A 16,745-nucleotide genomic window follows, 5' to 3' on the forward strand; every position below is an offset into this window, starting at 1 on the left:
TTGGTGACGGAGTGTCATGACTGGCATATGGCACCTGCGTTACGTCCGTGCAGGGCTCTTGTGCAATTCCTGGGGAAGCCGCAATCTTTCGGCTGAGCGCAGGGCCGAAGTGGTCAGTTCTTGACATGACCCTGTCGCCTTCGTGTGCGTACGACCGCACCACCCCCCACCACCAGCGCACCACCGATTGAGGAGGACCCTCAGATGGCAGTGATGCGTCATGCCCGGCGAAGACTCGCCGGTATCACCGGATTCACGAGTACTGGCCGATTCGCCGGTATCGCGGGCATCGGTACGGCGGCTCTCGTCGCCGGTCTCGTCTCCGCCCTCCCGGCGCAGGCCGCCGCGGGCCCCGAGGGCCGGATCCAGTACGCCGGCGCGCCCGACACGATCGCGAACAGCTACATCGTGACGCTCCACGCGGACGCCGCGAAGTCCGGCTCGGCGGAGGGCAGGGCCCTCGCGAAGGAGTACGGCGCCACGATCGAGCGTACGTACAAGAAGGCGCTGAACGGTTACGCCGTCGAGGCCACCGAGGCCGAGGCGAAGAGGTTCGCCGCCGACCCGGCCGTCGCCTCCGTCGTCCAGAACCGCGTCTTCTCCATCGAGGCGACCCAGCCCAACCCGCCCTCCTGGGGCCTCGACCGCATCGACCAGGCGGCCCTCCCGCTCAACCAGAGCTACACCTACGACGACACCGCCGGCGAGGGCGTCACCGCCTACGTCATCGACACCGGTGTCCGCATCACCCACACCGACTTCGGCGGCCGGGCCTCCTACGGCTACGACGCCGTCGACAACGACAACACCGCCCAGGACGGCCACGGCCACGGCACGCACGTCGCGGGCACGGTCGCCGGCACGTCGTACGGCGTCGCCAAGAAGGCGAAGATCGTCGGCGTCCGTGTCCTCAACAACGCGGGCTCCGGCACCACCGCCCAGGTCGTCGCGGGCATCGACTGGGTGACGACCAACGCCGTCAAGCCGGCCGTCGCCAACATGAGCCTCGGCGGGACCGTCGACACCGCGATCGACACCGCCGTACGCAACTCCATCGCCTCCGGCGTCACCTACGCCGTCGCGGCCGGCAACGAGACGACCAACGCCTCGACCCGCTCGCCCGCCCGTGTCACCGAGGCCATCACCGTCGGCGCCACCACCAGCACCGACGCCAAGGCCAGTTACTCCAACTACGGCACGGTCCTCGACCTCTTCGCCCCCGGCTCCTCCATCACCTCCGCCTGGGGCACGGGCGACACCGCGACCAACACCATCTCCGGTACGTCGATGGCGACCCCGCATGTCGCCGGGGCCGCCGCGCTCTATCTGGCTGACAACCCGACCGCGGCGCCCGCCGCCGTCCAGACCGCGCTGGTCAACTCCGCCACCACCGGGGTCGTCACCAGCCCCGGTACGGGCTCGCCCAACCGTCTGCTGAAGGTCGGTGGCGGCGGTACGACTCCGCCTCCGACGGGTGACCTCTTCGAGAACACCGCGGACTACGCGATCGCCGACAACTCCACCGTGAACTCGCCGGTCACGGTGAGCGGCGTCACCGGCAACGCGCCCGCCGCGCTGAGCGTGCCCGTGAACATCGTCCACACCTACATCGGGGACCTTCAGGTCCAGTTGATCGCTCCCGATGGGACGGCCTACACGCTGAAGGCGTACGGGACCGGTGGCTCCACGGACAACATCAGCACCACGTACACGGTGAACGCCTCTTCCGAGGTCGCCAATGGCACGTGGACGCTCCGCGTGAGCGACAGCGCTTCCCTCGACACCGGGTACATCAACTCCTGGGGGCTGCAGTTCTGACCGACGTCGGCGTGACGCTGCCGACCGCGGTATCGGCAGCGGCTGCCCCCTCGGTCCGTAGGTAGTCCTCCTCCTCGCCCTCGCGGCATGGCACCGGGTCGTGGACCTGGGCCGGCGCGGGGGCGAGGTGCGTCGGGGCCGGTGGGCCGTGCGACGTTTTCGCCCCCGCCGCCCCTACCCATTCCCGTCCCTGACTCAGGGGCTCCGCCCCCGAACCCCCGTATCGCGCTGAACGCGCTCGTCCTCAAACGCCGGACGGGCTGGGTGGGTAGGTGGGTTGACCGTGGCTGGGCGGGGAATCGGCCTGAACGGCCTCGTCCTCAAACGCCGGACGGGCTGGAAGTGGCCGGACGGGCTGGAAGAGGGGACGCCAGGTCTTTTTAGGGGCGCGGGGAACTGCGCGACCAGCCACACCCAACCCGCACTCGACGACAGGCAAGTGGCTCTCCAGCCTCTCCGGCGTTTGAGGAGCGGGGGTTCGGGGGCGAAGCCCCTGAGGCAGGGACGGGAATGGGTAGGGGCGGCGGGGGCGAAGAAATGTGGGCTGGGACCGAATCGTCGGGATCGTTCCCTGTGTTCCGCCGGTCGGCGGGCCGCGCTTACGATGCGCCCTGTCGTACGTCAGTTCCGCATCACCCGGACACAGCACTCGGACGAGGAGCACGGTACTAGTGGAGATACCCCCGCCCTCCGGGCCCCAGCACCCGCAGGGGCAGCCTCAGGGGCAACCCCAGGGGCCGTACCCGCCGCCGGGCCAGCCGCAGGGCCCGTACGGCGCGTACCCGGGCGGGCCGCAGGGTCCGGGTACAGGTCCGGGCCCGTACCCGGGACCGTACGGCTATCAGCCCTGGGGACAGGGCTACTCCCCGTACAACAGCCCGGCCCCGGTCAACGGCCTCGCCATCGCCGCACTGGTCCTGGGCATCCTGTGCTTCCTCCCCCTGGTCGGCCTGATCCTCGGCTTCTTCGCGCTGGCGCAGATCAGGAGGAAGGGAGAGCGCGGCAAGGGCATGGCGATCGCCGGGATGATCCTGTCGGGCATCGGCGCCGCGATCCTCGCCCTCGCCCTCGCCACCGGCGGGGCGGCCGAGTTCTGGGACGGCTTCCAGGAGGGGGCGCGCGAGGCGAGCGAGAACGGCGCCACCTTCTCCGTGGACGAGGGCGAGTGCTTCGATACGCCGGGCGGCTCGCTGGAGGGCATGGCGTACGACGTCGACACGGTGTCCTGCGACGAGGAGCACGACGGCGAGGTCTTCGCGAACTTCAGGATGGCGAGCGGCAGTTACCCCGGTGACAGCGAGATCACCGAGGCCGCCGACGAGAAGTGCTACACGCTCCAGTACGCCTACGCCATGGACACCTGGGCCATCCCGGACAACGTCGACATCTACTACTTCACGCCGACCCGGGACAGCTGGAGCCTCGGCGACCGCGAGATCAGCTGCCTGTTCGGCAACGTGAACGAGAAGGGCAGCCTGACCGGCTCGCTGCGCCAGGACGAGACGACCCTCGACGCCGACCAGCTCACCTATCTGAAGGCGGCCCAGGTCCTCAACGAGGCCATGGAGTCGGCGCCCGAGGAGGAGTACGTCGAGGACGACCTGCCCGGCCACAAGGAGTGGGCGACCAGGGTCTCGGCCGCCATCACCGAGCAGCTCGGCATGCTGCGCGGCCACGACTGGCCCGCCGACGCGAAGGGGCCGGTCGCCGCGCTGGTCAAGGACCTGGACAAGGCGCAGGGGGAGTGGACGGCAGCGGCGAAGGCCGCCGACGCGGACGTCTTCTACGAGCACTACGACAAGGCGCTGGAGCTCACCGACGCCAAGAAGACGGTCACCACGCGCAAGGCTCTGGGTCTCGCCTCGGTGCCGCCGGAGTCGTACGAGGGCGACAGCGGTGAGGACACCGGTACGGGAGGCAGCTCAGGAGGCGCCGGCGCAGAGGTGTGACGGCGGCCATAGCGGGGAGAAAGTGCCTGCGTAAAGCCTTGAGCGGACGCAAGTCATCACATCGAGTGATTCTCTGGCCTTCGCTTGCCTGGCACAACCCACGGTTGCCACCCTGTAGCTGTCTGTACAACCTGACGGGAGTGGCCAGTGACATTCGGTGAGCAGCCGGCGTATCTGCGCGTCGCAGGTGATCTTCGCAAGAAGATCGTCGACGGATCGCTGCCACCGCACACACGGCTCCCGTCGCAGGCCAGAATCCGCGAGGAGTACGGCGTCTCGGACACGGTCGCCCTTGAGGCCCGCAAGGTCCTGATGGCCGAGGGTCTGGTCGAGGGCCGCTCCGGGTCCGGTACGTATGTGCGCGAACGTCCGGTGCCGCGCCGCGTCGCCCGCTCCGGGTACCGGCCGGACAGCGGTTCGACACCGTTCCGCCAGGAGCAGGCCGACGTCTCCGCGCGGGGTACGTGGGAGTCGCACAGCGCGCAGGCCGAGGCGAGCGGTGCCATCGCCGAGCGGCTCGGCCTCCAGGCCGGCGACCGCGTGATGTGCACGAAGTACGTCTTCCGGGACGCGGGCGAGGCGATGATGCTCTCCACCTCCTGGGAGCCCCTCGCCGTCACGGGCCGCACACCGGTGATGCTTCCCGAGGAGGGCCCGCTGGGCGGCATGGGTGTCGTCGAGCGCATGGCCGCCATCGACGTGATCGTGGACAACGTCACGGAGGAGGTCGGCGCCCGCCCCGGCCTCGCCGAGGAACTGTCGGCTCTGGGGGGTGTGCCCGGGCATGTCGTGGTCGTCATCCAGCGGACGTACTACGCGTCGGGGCGGCCGGTGGAGACGGCGGATGTGGTCGTGCCGGCGGACCGGTACCGAATCGCTTATCACCTGCCGGTGAAATAGGTCGCAGCCGCCGTCCATGACTTGGGTCGGTGGTTGGTGGTGGGTTGTCAGCAACCCACCACCAACCACCAGCAACCGGTAACCGGCTGGCGGTTGGCGGGCGGTGCGGTGGAATCCGGTCGTTCTCCTGGGGGTGTTCGGCGCGGTCTCTGCGCCGTCGGTGGGAGTTCGAGGGGGATGAGGGGGCGTGTCCGTGAGGATGCGCCCCCTCAGTGCTGGCCGATTGCGTACCTCTCGGGCATCTCGCGCATACCTCTTTGTGAAAAGCCGTATTCGCTGCGTGAAGGTTAGGCGTAGGCTCGGGCATATGCGGATTGCGGTTTCCTTATGTGGCGGGGCAGGACGCGAGCCGGGGGCGGGGAGCGGAGGGGCGCGATGAATGACGGCACCATCACACTTCCCTGGCTCGTCATACGACAGGACGACAACGGCAATCGCTACCGCGTCGGCAGGTACGCGACGAGGGCCGAGGCCCAGAAGATCGCGGACAGCCTCGACGACCGTGGGCACAAGCAGCTCTACTGGGTCGAGCGGATCGGGCAGAACGGCTCGAAGTGACGCGTGGGGGTGTGCCCGTGGGGCTCCCGTAGGCTCCGGCGCATGACCGAACGGATCGTGGTGGTGGGAGCCGCCGTGTTGAGCGACGGGTGTCTCCTTGCCGCGCGTCGCAGTGCGCCCGCGGAGTTGGCCGGGCGGTGGGAGTTGCCCGGGGGGAAGGTGGAGTCCGGGGAGACTTCCGAGGGGGCGCTCGCGCGGGAGCTTCGGGAGGAGCTCGGGGTCGAGGTGGAGGTGCTTCGGCGGGTTCCGGGTGAGTGGCTTTTGCGGCCGCCGTACGTTCTCCAGGTCTGGACCGTGTGTCTTCTGGCCGACTCGGCCGCGCCCAAGCCGCTCCAGGACCACGACGAGCTTCGCTGGTTGACCCCGGACGAGCTGTGGGATGTGGAGTGGCTGGAGCAGGATGTGGCGGCCGTGATGGAGGTTGCGCGGGGGGTTTGGGGGAGTGGGGCGGCTGCGGGGTAGTGGCCTTTTTCGCCCCCGCCGCCCCTACCCATTCCCGTCACTTACTCAGGGGCTCCGCCCCCGAACCCCCGTATCGGCCTGAACGGCCTCGTCCTCAAACGCCGGACGGGCTGAGTATGTCGGCCCGGGCTGCGAAATCTTCAGCCTCTCCGGCGTTTGAGGAGCGGGGGTTCGGGGGCTGGCCCCCGAGTAGTGACGGGAATGGGTAGGGGCGGCGGGGGCGAAGGAAAAGGTGTGACCATCACAACTTCGCGCACTCGAGTCTGCGGGGTGCGGGACGCACACCGTACGTGGGACGCTCGGGCTCGCGAGGCGCATGTGGCGGCTGAGACGAGCGCCGAGTACGCCGTTCGCGCCACAGTGCGCCCTCGCGCACGGTACTCCGCCCGGGATATCGGGTATGTGCCCATTAACCCCATGAAACCGGACATGGTCCGCTTCTGGCCTGGGAGTGATCTGCGTGATCCACACCGAGGGCGATATCGCCGAGTGGACCTTTCCCGCGGATCCAGGCGCCGTCCGGACCGCCCGAACCGTCGTCCGGGGCCAGCTCCACGCCTGGGACCTCGACTCCCTCGCAGACGTGACCGCGCTGTTGGTCAGCGAACTGGTCACCAACTCCCTGCGGCACGCCACCGGTCCCATCGGGGTACGCCTCGTACGCCCCTCGGAGCCGATGGACGTCCTGCTCGTCGAGGTCTCCGACCCCCTCCCGGATCCACCGCGGGAACGTGACGCGGAGCCCGAGGACGAAAGCGGCCGGGGCCTTCGGCTCGTGGCGAACTCCTCCCGCCGCTGGGGCACCCGACCAGGCGGAAAGGGCAAGACGGTGTGGTTCGAACTGGCACTCCCGAGCTGACCGGTAGCCACTCCGCAGCCGACGCCGACGGGTAGCCAATCGCGAGGCCCCCCGCAGCGGCTGGGCAGCCGCCTCGCAGCCAGCCACCTACCGCCGCCTGAGCCGATCGGCAGCCGATCGACAGCGGATCAACAGCCGATCCCCAGCCTGCCATCGACTGATCCCAAGCCGACCAGCGGCCACCTCCCCGTCCGATCCGCCGCCGGCCAGGCCTCCGACCCGCAGCGGCCTCCCCAGCCGCCTCCGCAGCCAATCCGCAGCCACCCCCCCAGCCGATCCAAAGCACCCCCGAACCGTCCCCCGAACACCCCCCGACCCCTCGGACACACGAGCCACCCCCAAGTCCGTGGTTCGACGGGGTCCCACATGGTTAGAAGACTGGGAGTGTTTGTCGCGGCCGGTCCTAAAAGCATCGGGACCGTGCTGTGATCGTGAACACCGTGTTGTGCGGCACCGTAGTGCTGGATACTGCGGGCAGCCGCCTCCGGTGACCGGTGCCGGACGCGGTGAGCTGGAGGGGACGGTTCGCGTGAGCGAGATACCAGCGAAGGCCACGGAGTCCGAGGACCCGTCGGGCGGCGCGATGGCTGATGCGACGACAGGCGATGGCGCGTTGCCGGTGCCGGACGAGGCGCGGGGCGCGGAGCACGGCGGAATATCCGGTGTGCCCGTCGAGGCGCCGGGCGAGGTGCCCGGCGAGGTCGTGTGGCAGAGCAGTCCGCCCGGATCGATCTACGACTACATAAAGGTCGCCTCGTTCTCCATAGGCCCCGACGGCCTCGTCGACCAGTGGAGTCTGCGTGCCGAGCAGCTCTTCGGCATCCCGACCGAGCGCGCGGTCGGCATGGACCCCATCGAGGCCTTCGTCGCCGAGGACAAGCGCGAGCTGGGCCAGCGGAAGATGGCCGAAGTCCTCGACGGCCGCGAGTGGACCGGTGTGGTTCCCTTCCGGCTGCCCGACCCCGAGGGCACCGGCCTGGCCGCCGAAGGACTCGCCGAGGTCTACGTCATGCCGACGCGGACCGAGGAGGGTGAGCGGGCCGCCGTCTGCATAGTCGTGGACGTTCGCATTCTGCGCCGGATCGAGACCGATCTTGCCGCCTCGCAGGCCATTTTCGGCCAATCTCCTTTCGGTTTCCTGCTGATCGACCCGGACCTGCGCATCCGCCGTGCCAACGAGCGGTTCGCCTTGGTCTTCGGCGGCACCGTCGAGGACCATCGCGGACGCACCGTCAAGGACTATCTGGCGCCGGGCGAGGCCGAGCGGGTCACCGCGATCCTGCGGCGGGTCCTGGAGACCGGCGACATGGTCAACGAGCTGCTGGTCAGCGGCACGGTGCCCGGGTCCAGCGAGCGCCGCCACTGGTCCATCAACCTCTATCGCGTACACAGCGGTTCGGGCCGTCCGATCGGCATCGCCTGGCTGGGCACCGACATCACCGCACGCCGCGCCGCCGCACGCGAGGCCGCGCAGGCACGGCGCAATCTCGCCCTTCTGAACGAGGCGGGCGCACGCATAGGCAACTCCCTCGACCTGGAGACCACGGCCCGCGAACTCCTCGACGTGGCCGTCCCCGGCTTCTGCGACCTCGCCTCCGTCGACCTCTACCAGGGCCTCCTGGCCGGTGACGAGACCCCGCCGGGCCTCGCCGACGGCAGCGCCGAGCTGCGCCGCGTCGCCTACGCCAGCGCCGTCTCGGACGCGCCCTTCATCAGCGGTCCGGAGCCCGTGAACGTCGGCGCGGTCCACCACTACGCCTTCAACTCGCCCTTCGCGGACGCTTTGCGGACGGCCCGCCTGCAGAGCGTCGCCGCCGAGGAGGGCGGCCTGATCCAGTCCACGCTCGCGGTACCGATGGTCGCCCACGACACGGTCGTAGGACTGGTCCAGTTCTCGCGTACGAAGGGGAGCGAGCCGTTCGGCGAACGCGACAGCTCCCTCGCGGTCGAACTGGCCTCGCGCGCCGCGGTCTGTATCGACAACGCCCGCCTCTACCGGCGGGAGCACGAGCGCGCCCTGATACTGCAGCGCTCCCTGCTCCCCCCGGGCGACCCGGAGGCCTCCGGCCTGGACATCGCCTGCCGCTACCTTCCCGGAAACGCGGCCACGGAGGTCGGCGGCGACTGGTTCGACGTCATCGAACTCCCCGGCCACCGCACGGCGTTGGTCATCGGTGACGTGATGGGCCGCGGTCTGCGCGCCGCCGTCGCCATGGGCGAACTCCGCACGGCCGTACGCACCTTGGCGCTGCTCGACCTCGAACCGGCCGAGGTCCTCTCGGCGTTGGACGAGATCGCCCGCGGCCTGGGAACGCCCGGCGGGGTCCAGCAGTCTACGCGCGGTGCGCGCCAGTCCCGGGACGCCGACCTCTCCGAGGTCTATCTCGCCACCTGTGTGTACGCGGTCTACGACTCCGTCACCCGCCGCTGCACCTTCGCCAACGCGGGCCACCTTCCGCCGGTCATCGTGGAGCCGGGCGAGAGCGCGCTCATGCTCGACGTACCGCCGGGGATGCCGCTCGGCGTCGGCGGCGAGCCGTTCGAGGAGGTGGAGGTGGAGCTGCCGGAGGGTGCCCTTCTGGCGCTCTACACCGACGGACTGGTCGAATCCCGCGACCACCCGCTCGATGAGGGCCTACAGGCCTTCGTGGGCGCCCTCACGGACCCCTCCAGCCCTCTGGAGGACGTCTGCGACCACATTCTCAACACGCTCGACACGCATCACGGCGAGGACGACATCGCCCTGCTGATGGCACGTGTCCAGGGACTGCCGGCCGAGTCCGTCGGCGACTGGACGCTGCCGCGCGAGCCGCGCAGCGTGGGCCGCGCACGGGAGTACGCCCGGGGCCAGCTGCTCAGCTGGGACCTCGAACCCCTCGTCGACACGGCCGAGTTGCTGGTCAGCGAACTCGTCACCAACGCCCTGCGCTACGGCGAGGGCGAGATCCGTCTGCGTCTCCTCCTCGACCGCACCCTGGTCTGCGAGGTCTGGGACGCCGGCCTGGTGCAGCCCCGACGCCGCCGTGCCCGCGACACGGACGAGGGCGGCCGAGGCCTCCAGCTCGTCGGACTCCTCAGCGATGCCTGGGGCTCCCGTCGCACACCCCGCGGCAAGACGGTCTGGTTCGAACTCCCCCTCCCCAACGGCACGACAGGCCTCACGGACCCGGCAGAGGCTCTGCTGAGCCTGTTCTGACCCCGTGAGCCCGTTCTGACCCCGGCCGGGTCCTGGACCCCGGCCGGGCCCGCCCCTTACACCGCCCCGGACGGCCGCCTGCGGATCTTGTCGCCCAGCCACACCAGCGGATCGTACTTACGGTCAACGGCGCGTTCCTTCAAGGGAATCAGGGCGTTGTCCGTGATCTTGATGCCCTCGGGGCAGACCTCCGTGCAGCACTTGGTGATGTTGCAGTAGCCGAGGCCGTGCTCGTCCTGGGCGGTCTTCTTGCGGTCCAGGCCGTTCTCGTCGGCCGCGTCCAGGGGGTGCATGTCCAGCTCGGCCACCCGCATCAGGAAACGCGGGCCGGCGAACGCGGTCTTGTTCTCCTCGTGGTCGCGCACCACATGGCAGGTGTCCTGGCACAGGAAGCACTCGATGCACTTGCGGAACTCCTGCGACCGGTCCACGTCCTCCTGCATCATCCGGTACTCACCGGGACCGAGGTCCTCCGGCGGCACGAACGCGGGCACCTCCCGCGCCTTCGTGTAGTTGAAGCCGACGTCCGTCACCAGATCCCGTACGACCGGGAACGCCCGAAGCGGGGTCACGGTGATCGTCTCCTCGCGGGTGAACACCGACATCCGCGTCATGCACAACAGCCGCGGGCGTCCGTTGATCTCCGCGGAGCACGAACCGCACTTGCCCGCCTTGCAGTTCCAGCGCACGGCCAGATCGGGCGCCTGGGTCGCCTGGATGCGGTGGATGATGTCGAGCACCACCTCACCGTCGTTGACCTCGATCCCGAAGTCCTCCAGGCCGCCGCCCTCGGCATCCCCGCGCCACACCTTGAAGCGGGCCTCATAGCTGCTCACTCGTAGAGCTCCTCTTCGGCGAGGTACTTGACCAGCTCCTCCTTGTCGAACAGGGCGAGCAGGTCGGGGCGGATGGGTTCGGTGGTCTCGCGGACCAGGTCGATCTGCCCGCGCACGGGGTCGGTCGCCGCCAACCCGCCGGTGGGATCCACCAGTTGGCAGAGCAGGTTCACGCGCCGCCACGCCCGGTCCATCGTCGGATGGTCCTCCCGCGTGTGGCCGCCCCGCGACTCCGTCCGCTCCAGCGCGGCCCGTGCCACGCACTCGCTGACGAGCAGCATGTTCCGCAGGTCCAGCGCGAGGTGCCAGCCGGGGTTGAACTGCCGGTGCCCCTCGACCCCGGCCCGCCGGGCCCGTACGCGCAGGTCGGCGAGTTTCTCCAGGGCCGCCTCCATCTCCGCCTCACGACGGATGATGCCGACGAGGTCGTTCATCGTCTGCTGGAGTTCCTGGTGGAGGGTGTACGGGTTCTCCGGCGGCCGGCCGTTCTCCGCGCCGGGCTCGGGGCCCTCGGCGGAGAAGGGCCGCAGGGCCTCCGCGGCGGCCGTGTCCACCTGGACCTCGTCCACCAGGGGCCGTGCCCCGGTGAGTCCCGTGGCGTACTGGGCCGCGTGCAGACCGGCCCGCCGCCCGAACACCAGCAGGTCGGAGAGGGAGTTGCCGCCGAGCCGGTTGGAGCCGTGCATGCCGCCGGCGACCTCCCCGGCCGCGAAGAGCCCGGGCACGCCACGCGCGGACGCGCTGTCCGACTCGACCGCGATGCCGCCCATCACGTAGTGACAGGTGGGCCCGACCTCCATCGCCTCGGCGGTGATGTCGACGTCCGCGAGTTCCTTGAACTGGTGGTACATGGACGGCAGTCGGCGCCTGATGACCTCGGCGGGCATTCGGGTCGACACGTCCAGGAAGACACCCCCGTGCGGGGAGCCGCGGCCCGCCTTCACCTCGGAGTTGATGGCCCGCGCCACCTCGTCCCGGGGGAGCAGCTCAGGGGGGCGGCGGTTGTGGTCCGGATCCTCGTACCACCGGTCGCCCTCCTCCTCCGACTGCGCGTACTTCTCCTTGAAGACGTCGGGGATGTAGTCGAACATGAAGCGTTTCCCGTCGGAGTTCCGCAGGACTCCGCCGTCGCCGCGCACGGACTCCGTGACGAGGATGCCCTTCACCGACGGCGGCCAGACCATGCCCGTCGGGTGGAACTGCACGAACTCCATGTTCAGCAGGGGCGCACCCGCGAGCAGTGCCAGCGCGTGTCCGTCGCCCGTGTACTCCCACGAGTTCGACGTCACCTTGAAGGACTTGCCGATGCCGCCGGTGGAGACCACGACCGAGGGGGCTTCGAGGACGAAGAAACGGCCGGACTCGCGCTCGTAGCAGAAGGCCCCGGAGACCCGGCTGCCGTCCTTGAGGATCCGGGTGACCGTGCACTCCTGGTAGACCTTCAGGCGGGACTCGTAGTCCCCGGTCTCCTTGAAGTCCTCCTGCTGGAGCGACACGATCTTCTGCTGGAGCGTCCGGATCAGCTCCAGGCCCGTACGGTCGCCGACGTGCGCGAGCCGCGGGTACTCGTGCCCGCCGAAGTTGCGCTGCGAGATGCGCCCGTCCTTCGTGCGGTCGAAGAGGGCGCCCCAGGTCTCCAGCTCCCAGACCCGGTCCGGGGCCTCCTGCGCGTGCAGCTCGGCCATCCGCCACTGGTTGAGGAACTTGCCGCCACGCATGGTGTCGCGGAAGTGGACCTGCCAGTTGTCCCCGGAGTTCACGTTGCCCATGGCCGCCGCGATGCCGCCCTCGGCCATCACCGTGTGCGCCTTGCCGAACAGAGACTTGCAGATCACGGCCGTACGGGCGCCGCGTTCGCGGGCCTCGATGGCGGCCCGCAGACCGGCGCCCCCGGCACCGACCACGACGACGTCCCACTCCTGCCGGTCGACCACGGACATCAGAAGAACCTCGGATCATCGAAAGCGCCGGAGGCGACCAGGAACACGTAGAAGTCGGCGAGCGCCACACTCACCAGGGACGCCCAGGCGAGCAGCATGTGACGGGCGTTCAGCTTCCCCACGAACTGCCAGGTCCGATAGCGCACGGGGTGCTTGGAGAAGTGCTTGAGCTTGCCGCCGACGATGTGCCGGCAGGAGTGGCAGGAGAGGGTGTACGCCCAGATCAGCGTGATGTTGACCAGGAACACGAGCGTGCCGAGCCCCATGTGGCCCCACTCGTAGTGCTCGTCACGGAAGGCGAGCACGGTGTCGTACGTGAGGATCCCGGCGACCGGCACCGCCGCGTAGAAGAAGTAGCGGTGGATGTTCTGGAAGATCAGCGGGAAGCGGGTCTCGCCCGTGTACTTCTTGTGCGGCTCGGCGACCGCGCAAGCCGGCGGCGAGGCCCAGAAGCCGCGGTAGTAGGCCTTGCGGTAGTAGTAGCAGGTCAGCCGGAAGCCGAGCGGGAAGATCAGGATCAGCAGCGCGGGGGACAGGCCCCACCAGCTGCCGAAGATCTCCCAGTTCGGGCCGCTCCGCATCGGCTCGCAGTTCTCCGCCAGACAGGGCGAGTAGAACGGCGAGACGTACGGCGCCGCGTAGTAGTCGCTGTTCGCGAACGCCCGCCAGGTCGAGTAGACGACGAAGGCCAGCAGCCCGGCCGCGGTGGCGGCGGGCGCCAGCCACCAGCGGTCGGTCCGCAGATGCGGGGCGTCGATCGCGGCGCGCGTACGGGTCCGTACGCCGCCGCTGTTCATTTGGGGTTCCGTACCAGTGGCCAAGGAGAGCTCCGGTCGGGGATCAGGGTGCGTGGCGGTCGCGGGCGCCGAGACCCTCGTCGTCGGAGTCCGTCCACAGGGTGTTGTCGTACGGGGTGTCGGGGATGGACACGAGGTCGGGGCGCCGCGGTTTGCCGAGGCCGGGTGCGGCCTCGCGGAGCAGCGCAACGCTCTCGCGGAGGTGGTCGGCGTCGGTGCGCACCCTGCGCATCTCCAGGCCGCCGCCACCCATCTGCTGTTCCAGTCGCTTCACGGACCTCACCAGGTCGTCGAGACAGCGCTGGACTGACGTCAGGTCATCGTGCACGGACATGACTTGCCCTCACTTCCGCGGACCTCCGGCCCAAGGCGGCAACGTTCATGCGCCTGCGAGTGTCGCGCGTCACATCGGCCCCTGTGAAGGGATCTGCATGGATTACCGGATCGTGTCGCTCTCCGCACGCCCTGCGCACGCCCCCGGCCGGGAGGGGGCGCGCCCGGTGGTGCGGAGCCGTTGGGCCGCACGGGTGGGCTTCCGTGGGCCGGTCGCCGTGTCGCCGCCCGCAGGCGGCGACTCTCCCCTTCAGTGGGGCGATAGATCAGATCAACTCCATTATACCGCCAAAAGTGATCTACATCACAGTGCCTGACCTGGCCTGCCCTGTCCGTTCTGCTCCTCGTGATCAGCACCGCCCCGGAGGTACCAGTCATGTCCCACGACGGCGTCGGACCCCGCGCGGTGATGCGCTCGGTCGCGTTCCTCACGGCGGGCGTGCTCGCGGTGCCCGCCCTGGCCGGATGCAGCGAGAAGGACCCGGCCGGCAAGCCCACCGCCGGTCAGGAGATCGCCCCGGCGGAGCGCGGTCAGATCACGGACGGCGGCACCCTGCACTGGGCCGTGGACGCCCTCCCGGAGACCCTCAACACCTTCCAGGCCGACGCGGACGCCGCCACCTCCAAGGTCGCGGGCGCCGTGCTGCCCTCCATGTACCGGCTCGACGCGAACGGCCGGCCGCAGCGCAACCCCGACTACCTGGAGTCCGCGAAGGTCGTCGACCGCGAACCCAGACAGGTCGTGCTCTACAAGCTCAACCAGCAGGCCGTCTGGAGCGACGGCCGGGAGATCGGCGCCGCCGACTTCGCCGCCCAGTGGCGCGCCCTGTCCGGCAAGGACACCGCGTACTGGACGGCCCGCAACGCCGGCTACGACCGCATCGAGAAGATCGAACGCGGCGCCGACGACCTGGAGGTGCGGGTCACCTTCAGCAAGCCGTACGCCGACTGGCAGTCGCTCTTCTCGCCGCTGTACCCGAAGGAGGTCATGGGCACCCCGGACGCCTTCAACGACGGCGCCCGTCGCAAGCTGAAGGTCACCGCGGGTCCCTTCGCCCTCGACACCGTCGACAAGGACTCCGGCGAGGTCAGGCTGAAGCGCAATCCGCGCTGGTGGGGCCGCCCCGCCAAGCTCTCCGAGCTGGTCCTGCGCGCCGTACCGCGTGACAAGCGCACCGCCGCGCTCGCCGAGGGCAAGGTCGACCTGGCCGAGATCGACTCCTCCGAGGCCCACCGGATCACGCTCGCCGCCCGCGACAAGGACAAGGGCAACGGGGCGCCGCTCGCCCACGGCCCCGGCGCCGCCCTCACGCCCGGCAGGTCGCTGCGCTCCTGGGCCATCGCGCACGGCTCCGACGAGGAGGCGGCCGACGAGGAGATCCTGGCCCGCAAGAAGCGGGGCAAGGCCGTCGCGAAGTACGCGGACGAGCAGTCGTCCCTGCGCGGCTTCGAGGTCCGCAAGTCCCTCGAACCCGCCTTCACCCAGCTCGCGTTGAACGGCGAGGAGGGGCCGCTCGCCGACGAGCGGGTCCGCCGGGCCGTTGCCCGCGCCCTCGACCGGGAGGAGCTCGCCCGGGTCGTCCTGAGGCCGCTCGGCCTGCCCGCCGAGCCCGTCGGCAGCCATCTCGCGCTCTCCGGACAGCACGCGTACGCCGACAACAGCGGAGCGCTCGGCGGCCAGGACACCAAGGAGGCGCAGGCCCTGCTGGCCGACGCCGGGTGGGTGTCCGGCGGTCCCGTCAAGGAGGAGCAGAAGGAGAAGAAGGCGGCCGGCGCCGGATCCTCGAAGGAACCGGCCGGTTCGGAGGCGTCGGAGGCGTCCGAGGCCTCGCGGACCCCCGCGGACTCGGACTCGGACGCCGAAGAAGGCTCGGACAGCTCCGAGGACTCCGGCAGCTCGGGCAGCTCCAGTACTTCTGACAGCTCCGACGACTCCGACAGTTCCGACGGCTCCGAGGGCTCCACGAGTTCCGACAGCGCCGGCAGTTCGGGCAGCTCCGGCACCTCCGACAGCTCCGGCGACGACGGTACGTACATCGTCGGTGAGGACGGGAAGCCGGGTGACGACAAGCCGGGCGAGAACCGCGCCCCGGCCCTGCTCGTGCCCGCGCCCCTGGCCGGACTGCAGCGGGTCGCGCTCCTCGACCAGGCCTACGTCCTGGGCGTGCACGGCCAGATCGAGAAGGCGAAGAAGGAGAAGAGGCAGAAGGCGGGGAAGAAGCAGCGGGCCGGCAGGAAGCAGCAGGCCGAGACGGAGAAGAAGCAGAAGAAGGACGGGCCGGGCACGTCCGGCAAGGTGGAGAAGAACCTCGCCCACGAAGGCAAGTCGCAGCTCCAGCACGGCGGCGCCCCCGGGGCGTACGCGCCGAAGGGCACGGCCGCCCCGGGGCGTGTCGCGGCCGGACCGCTCGCCAAGAACGGCAAGCCGCTGACGTTGCGCTTCGTGCTCCCGTCCGGCCCCGGCTCCCAGTCGCTGCGGGCGGTCGGCGAGCGGATCGCGCGGATGCTGGAACGTATCGGCATCCGTACCGAGATCTCCAAGGTCGCCGACGAGAGCTACTTCAAGGATCACATCGCCTCGGGTCAGTACGACCTGGCGCTGTACTCCTGGCCCGCGTCCGCTTTCCCCGCGACCGACGCCCGTCCGATCTACTCCAAGCCGGTGCCGGCCGCCGACGGCTCCCTGAACGTCGAGCAGAACTACACCCGGGTCGGCACCGACCAGGTCGACCAGCTCTTCGACCAGGCCATCGCCGAACTCGACCCCGGCGAGTCCCGCTCGCTGGTCCGCAAGGCGGACGCCCGCATCTGGGCCGCCGCCGGCTCGATCCCCCTCTACCAGCGCCCCCAGCTCACCGCGGCCCGGACCAACCTCGCCAACGCGGGCGCCTTCGGCTTCCAGACCCCTCTCTACGAGGACATGGGCTTCCTGAAGAAGGGCGCAAAGCCGCAGGTGAGCCCTTCGTCCTGAGCGGGGCCGCGGTCCCGTAAGGGGCGCGGGGAACTGCGCGATCGGCCCCCACGGCCCGCACTGTGAGAACCGGCCTCCCCAGCCCGCGGAGCCCCAGCGGCAGCGTGCACGTACGATGGGGTAAGG

12 protein-coding genes are annotated in these 16,745 nt (G+C 69.9%); 8 read left to right on the forward strand and 4 right to left on the reverse strand.

Going from position 1 to position 16,745, the window contains the following annotated elements:
- Positions 1-204: 204 nt before the first annotated feature.
- The 7 genes from ACIBEI_RS12690 (at position 205) to ACIBEI_RS12720 (ending at position 9,742) form a co-directional block, all read left to right on the forward strand.
- Positions 205-1,818 carry a S8 family peptidase gene (locus ACIBEI_RS12690; protein ID WP_398887940.1) on the forward strand — a complete coding sequence of 538 codons (1,614 nt, stop codon included), beginning with the start codon at positions 205-207 and terminating at the stop codon, positions 1,816-1,818.
- Between the two features lie 671 nt (positions 1,819-2,489).
- Positions 2,490-3,767, forward strand: coding sequence for a DUF4190 domain-containing protein (locus tag ACIBEI_RS12695; protein ID WP_398887942.1), 1,278 nt, complete (start codon positions 2,490-2,492; stop codon positions 3,765-3,767).
- 147 nt (positions 3,768-3,914) lie between these two features.
- Positions 3,915-4,667, forward strand: a complete 753-nt coding sequence (locus ACIBEI_RS12700) for a GntR family transcriptional regulator (RefSeq protein ID WP_200396059.1) — start codon at positions 3,915-3,917, stop codon at positions 4,665-4,667.
- Positions 4,668-5,042: 375 nt separating this feature from the next.
- Positions 5,043-5,225 (forward strand): SPOR domain-containing protein, encoded by a 183-nt coding sequence (locus ACIBEI_RS12705; RefSeq protein ID WP_055618615.1) that lies wholly within the window; start codon positions 5,043-5,045, stop codon positions 5,223-5,225.
- Between the two features lie 42 nt (positions 5,226-5,267).
- Positions 5,268-5,687 carry a (deoxy)nucleoside triphosphate pyrophosphohydrolase gene (locus tag ACIBEI_RS12710; protein WP_398887945.1) on the forward strand — a complete coding sequence of 140 codons (420 nt, stop codon included), beginning with the start codon at positions 5,268-5,270 and terminating at the stop codon, positions 5,685-5,687.
- A gap of 451 nt (positions 5,688-6,138) precedes the next feature.
- Positions 6,139-6,546 (forward strand): ATP-binding protein, encoded by a 408-nt coding sequence (locus ACIBEI_RS12715; protein ID WP_398887947.1) that lies wholly within the window; start codon positions 6,139-6,141, stop codon positions 6,544-6,546.
- A 529-nt stretch (positions 6,547-7,075) separates the two neighbouring features.
- A complete protein-coding gene (locus ACIBEI_RS12720; protein ID WP_398887949.1) occupies positions 7,076-9,742 on the forward strand; it encodes a SpoIIE family protein phosphatase in 2,667 nt (888 codons plus the stop codon).
- A 56-nt stretch (positions 9,743-9,798) separates the two neighbouring features.
- Here the strand turns inward: ACIBEI_RS12720 and ACIBEI_RS12725 are convergent, their stop codons facing one another.
- Genes ACIBEI_RS12725 through ACIBEI_RS12740 form a run of 4 tightly spaced genes read right to left on the reverse strand, consistent with a single transcriptional unit; the run spans position 9,799 to position 13,649 of the window.
- The gene (locus tag ACIBEI_RS12725; RefSeq protein ID WP_398887951.1) at positions 9,799-10,578 is read right to left on the reverse strand and encodes a succinate dehydrogenase/fumarate reductase iron-sulfur subunit; all 780 of its coding nucleotides are present in this window, start codon (positions 10,576-10,578) and stop codon (positions 9,799-9,801) included.
- Positions 10,575-12,518: a fumarate reductase/succinate dehydrogenase flavoprotein subunit gene (locus ACIBEI_RS12730; protein ID WP_398887954.1), complete on the reverse strand. Its 1,944-nt coding sequence runs from the start codon at positions 12,516-12,518 to the stop codon at positions 10,575-10,577. The genes ACIBEI_RS12725 and ACIBEI_RS12730 overlap by 4 nt, the downstream gene beginning before the upstream one ends.
- The gene (locus ACIBEI_RS12735; protein ID WP_398887956.1) at positions 12,518-13,339 is read right to left on the reverse strand and encodes a hypothetical protein; all 822 of its coding nucleotides are present in this window, start codon (positions 13,337-13,339) and stop codon (positions 12,518-12,520) included. Before ACIBEI_RS12735 ends, ACIBEI_RS12730 begins: the two co-directional genes overlap by 1 nt.
- A gap of 19 nt (positions 13,340-13,358) precedes the next feature.
- Complete coding sequence (locus tag ACIBEI_RS12740) at positions 13,359-13,649, reverse strand: hypothetical protein (RefSeq protein ID WP_055615711.1); 291 nt, start codon at positions 13,647-13,649, stop codon at positions 13,359-13,361.
- A 375-nt stretch (positions 13,650-14,024) separates the two neighbouring features.
- Here ACIBEI_RS12740 and ACIBEI_RS12745 point away from each other — a divergent pair, with 375 nt between their 5' ends.
- Complete coding sequence (locus ACIBEI_RS12745) at positions 14,025-16,619, forward strand: ABC transporter substrate-binding protein (RefSeq protein ID WP_398887958.1); 2,595 nt, start codon at positions 14,025-14,027, stop codon at positions 16,617-16,619.
- The last annotated feature ends 126 nt before the right edge of the window (positions 16,620-16,745 follow it).

It is taken from the genome of Streptomyces sp. NPDC050988 (assembly GCF_044456225.1).
In the GTDB taxonomy this organism is placed as follows: Bacteria; Actinomycetota; Actinomycetes; order Streptomycetales; family Streptomycetaceae; genus Streptomyces.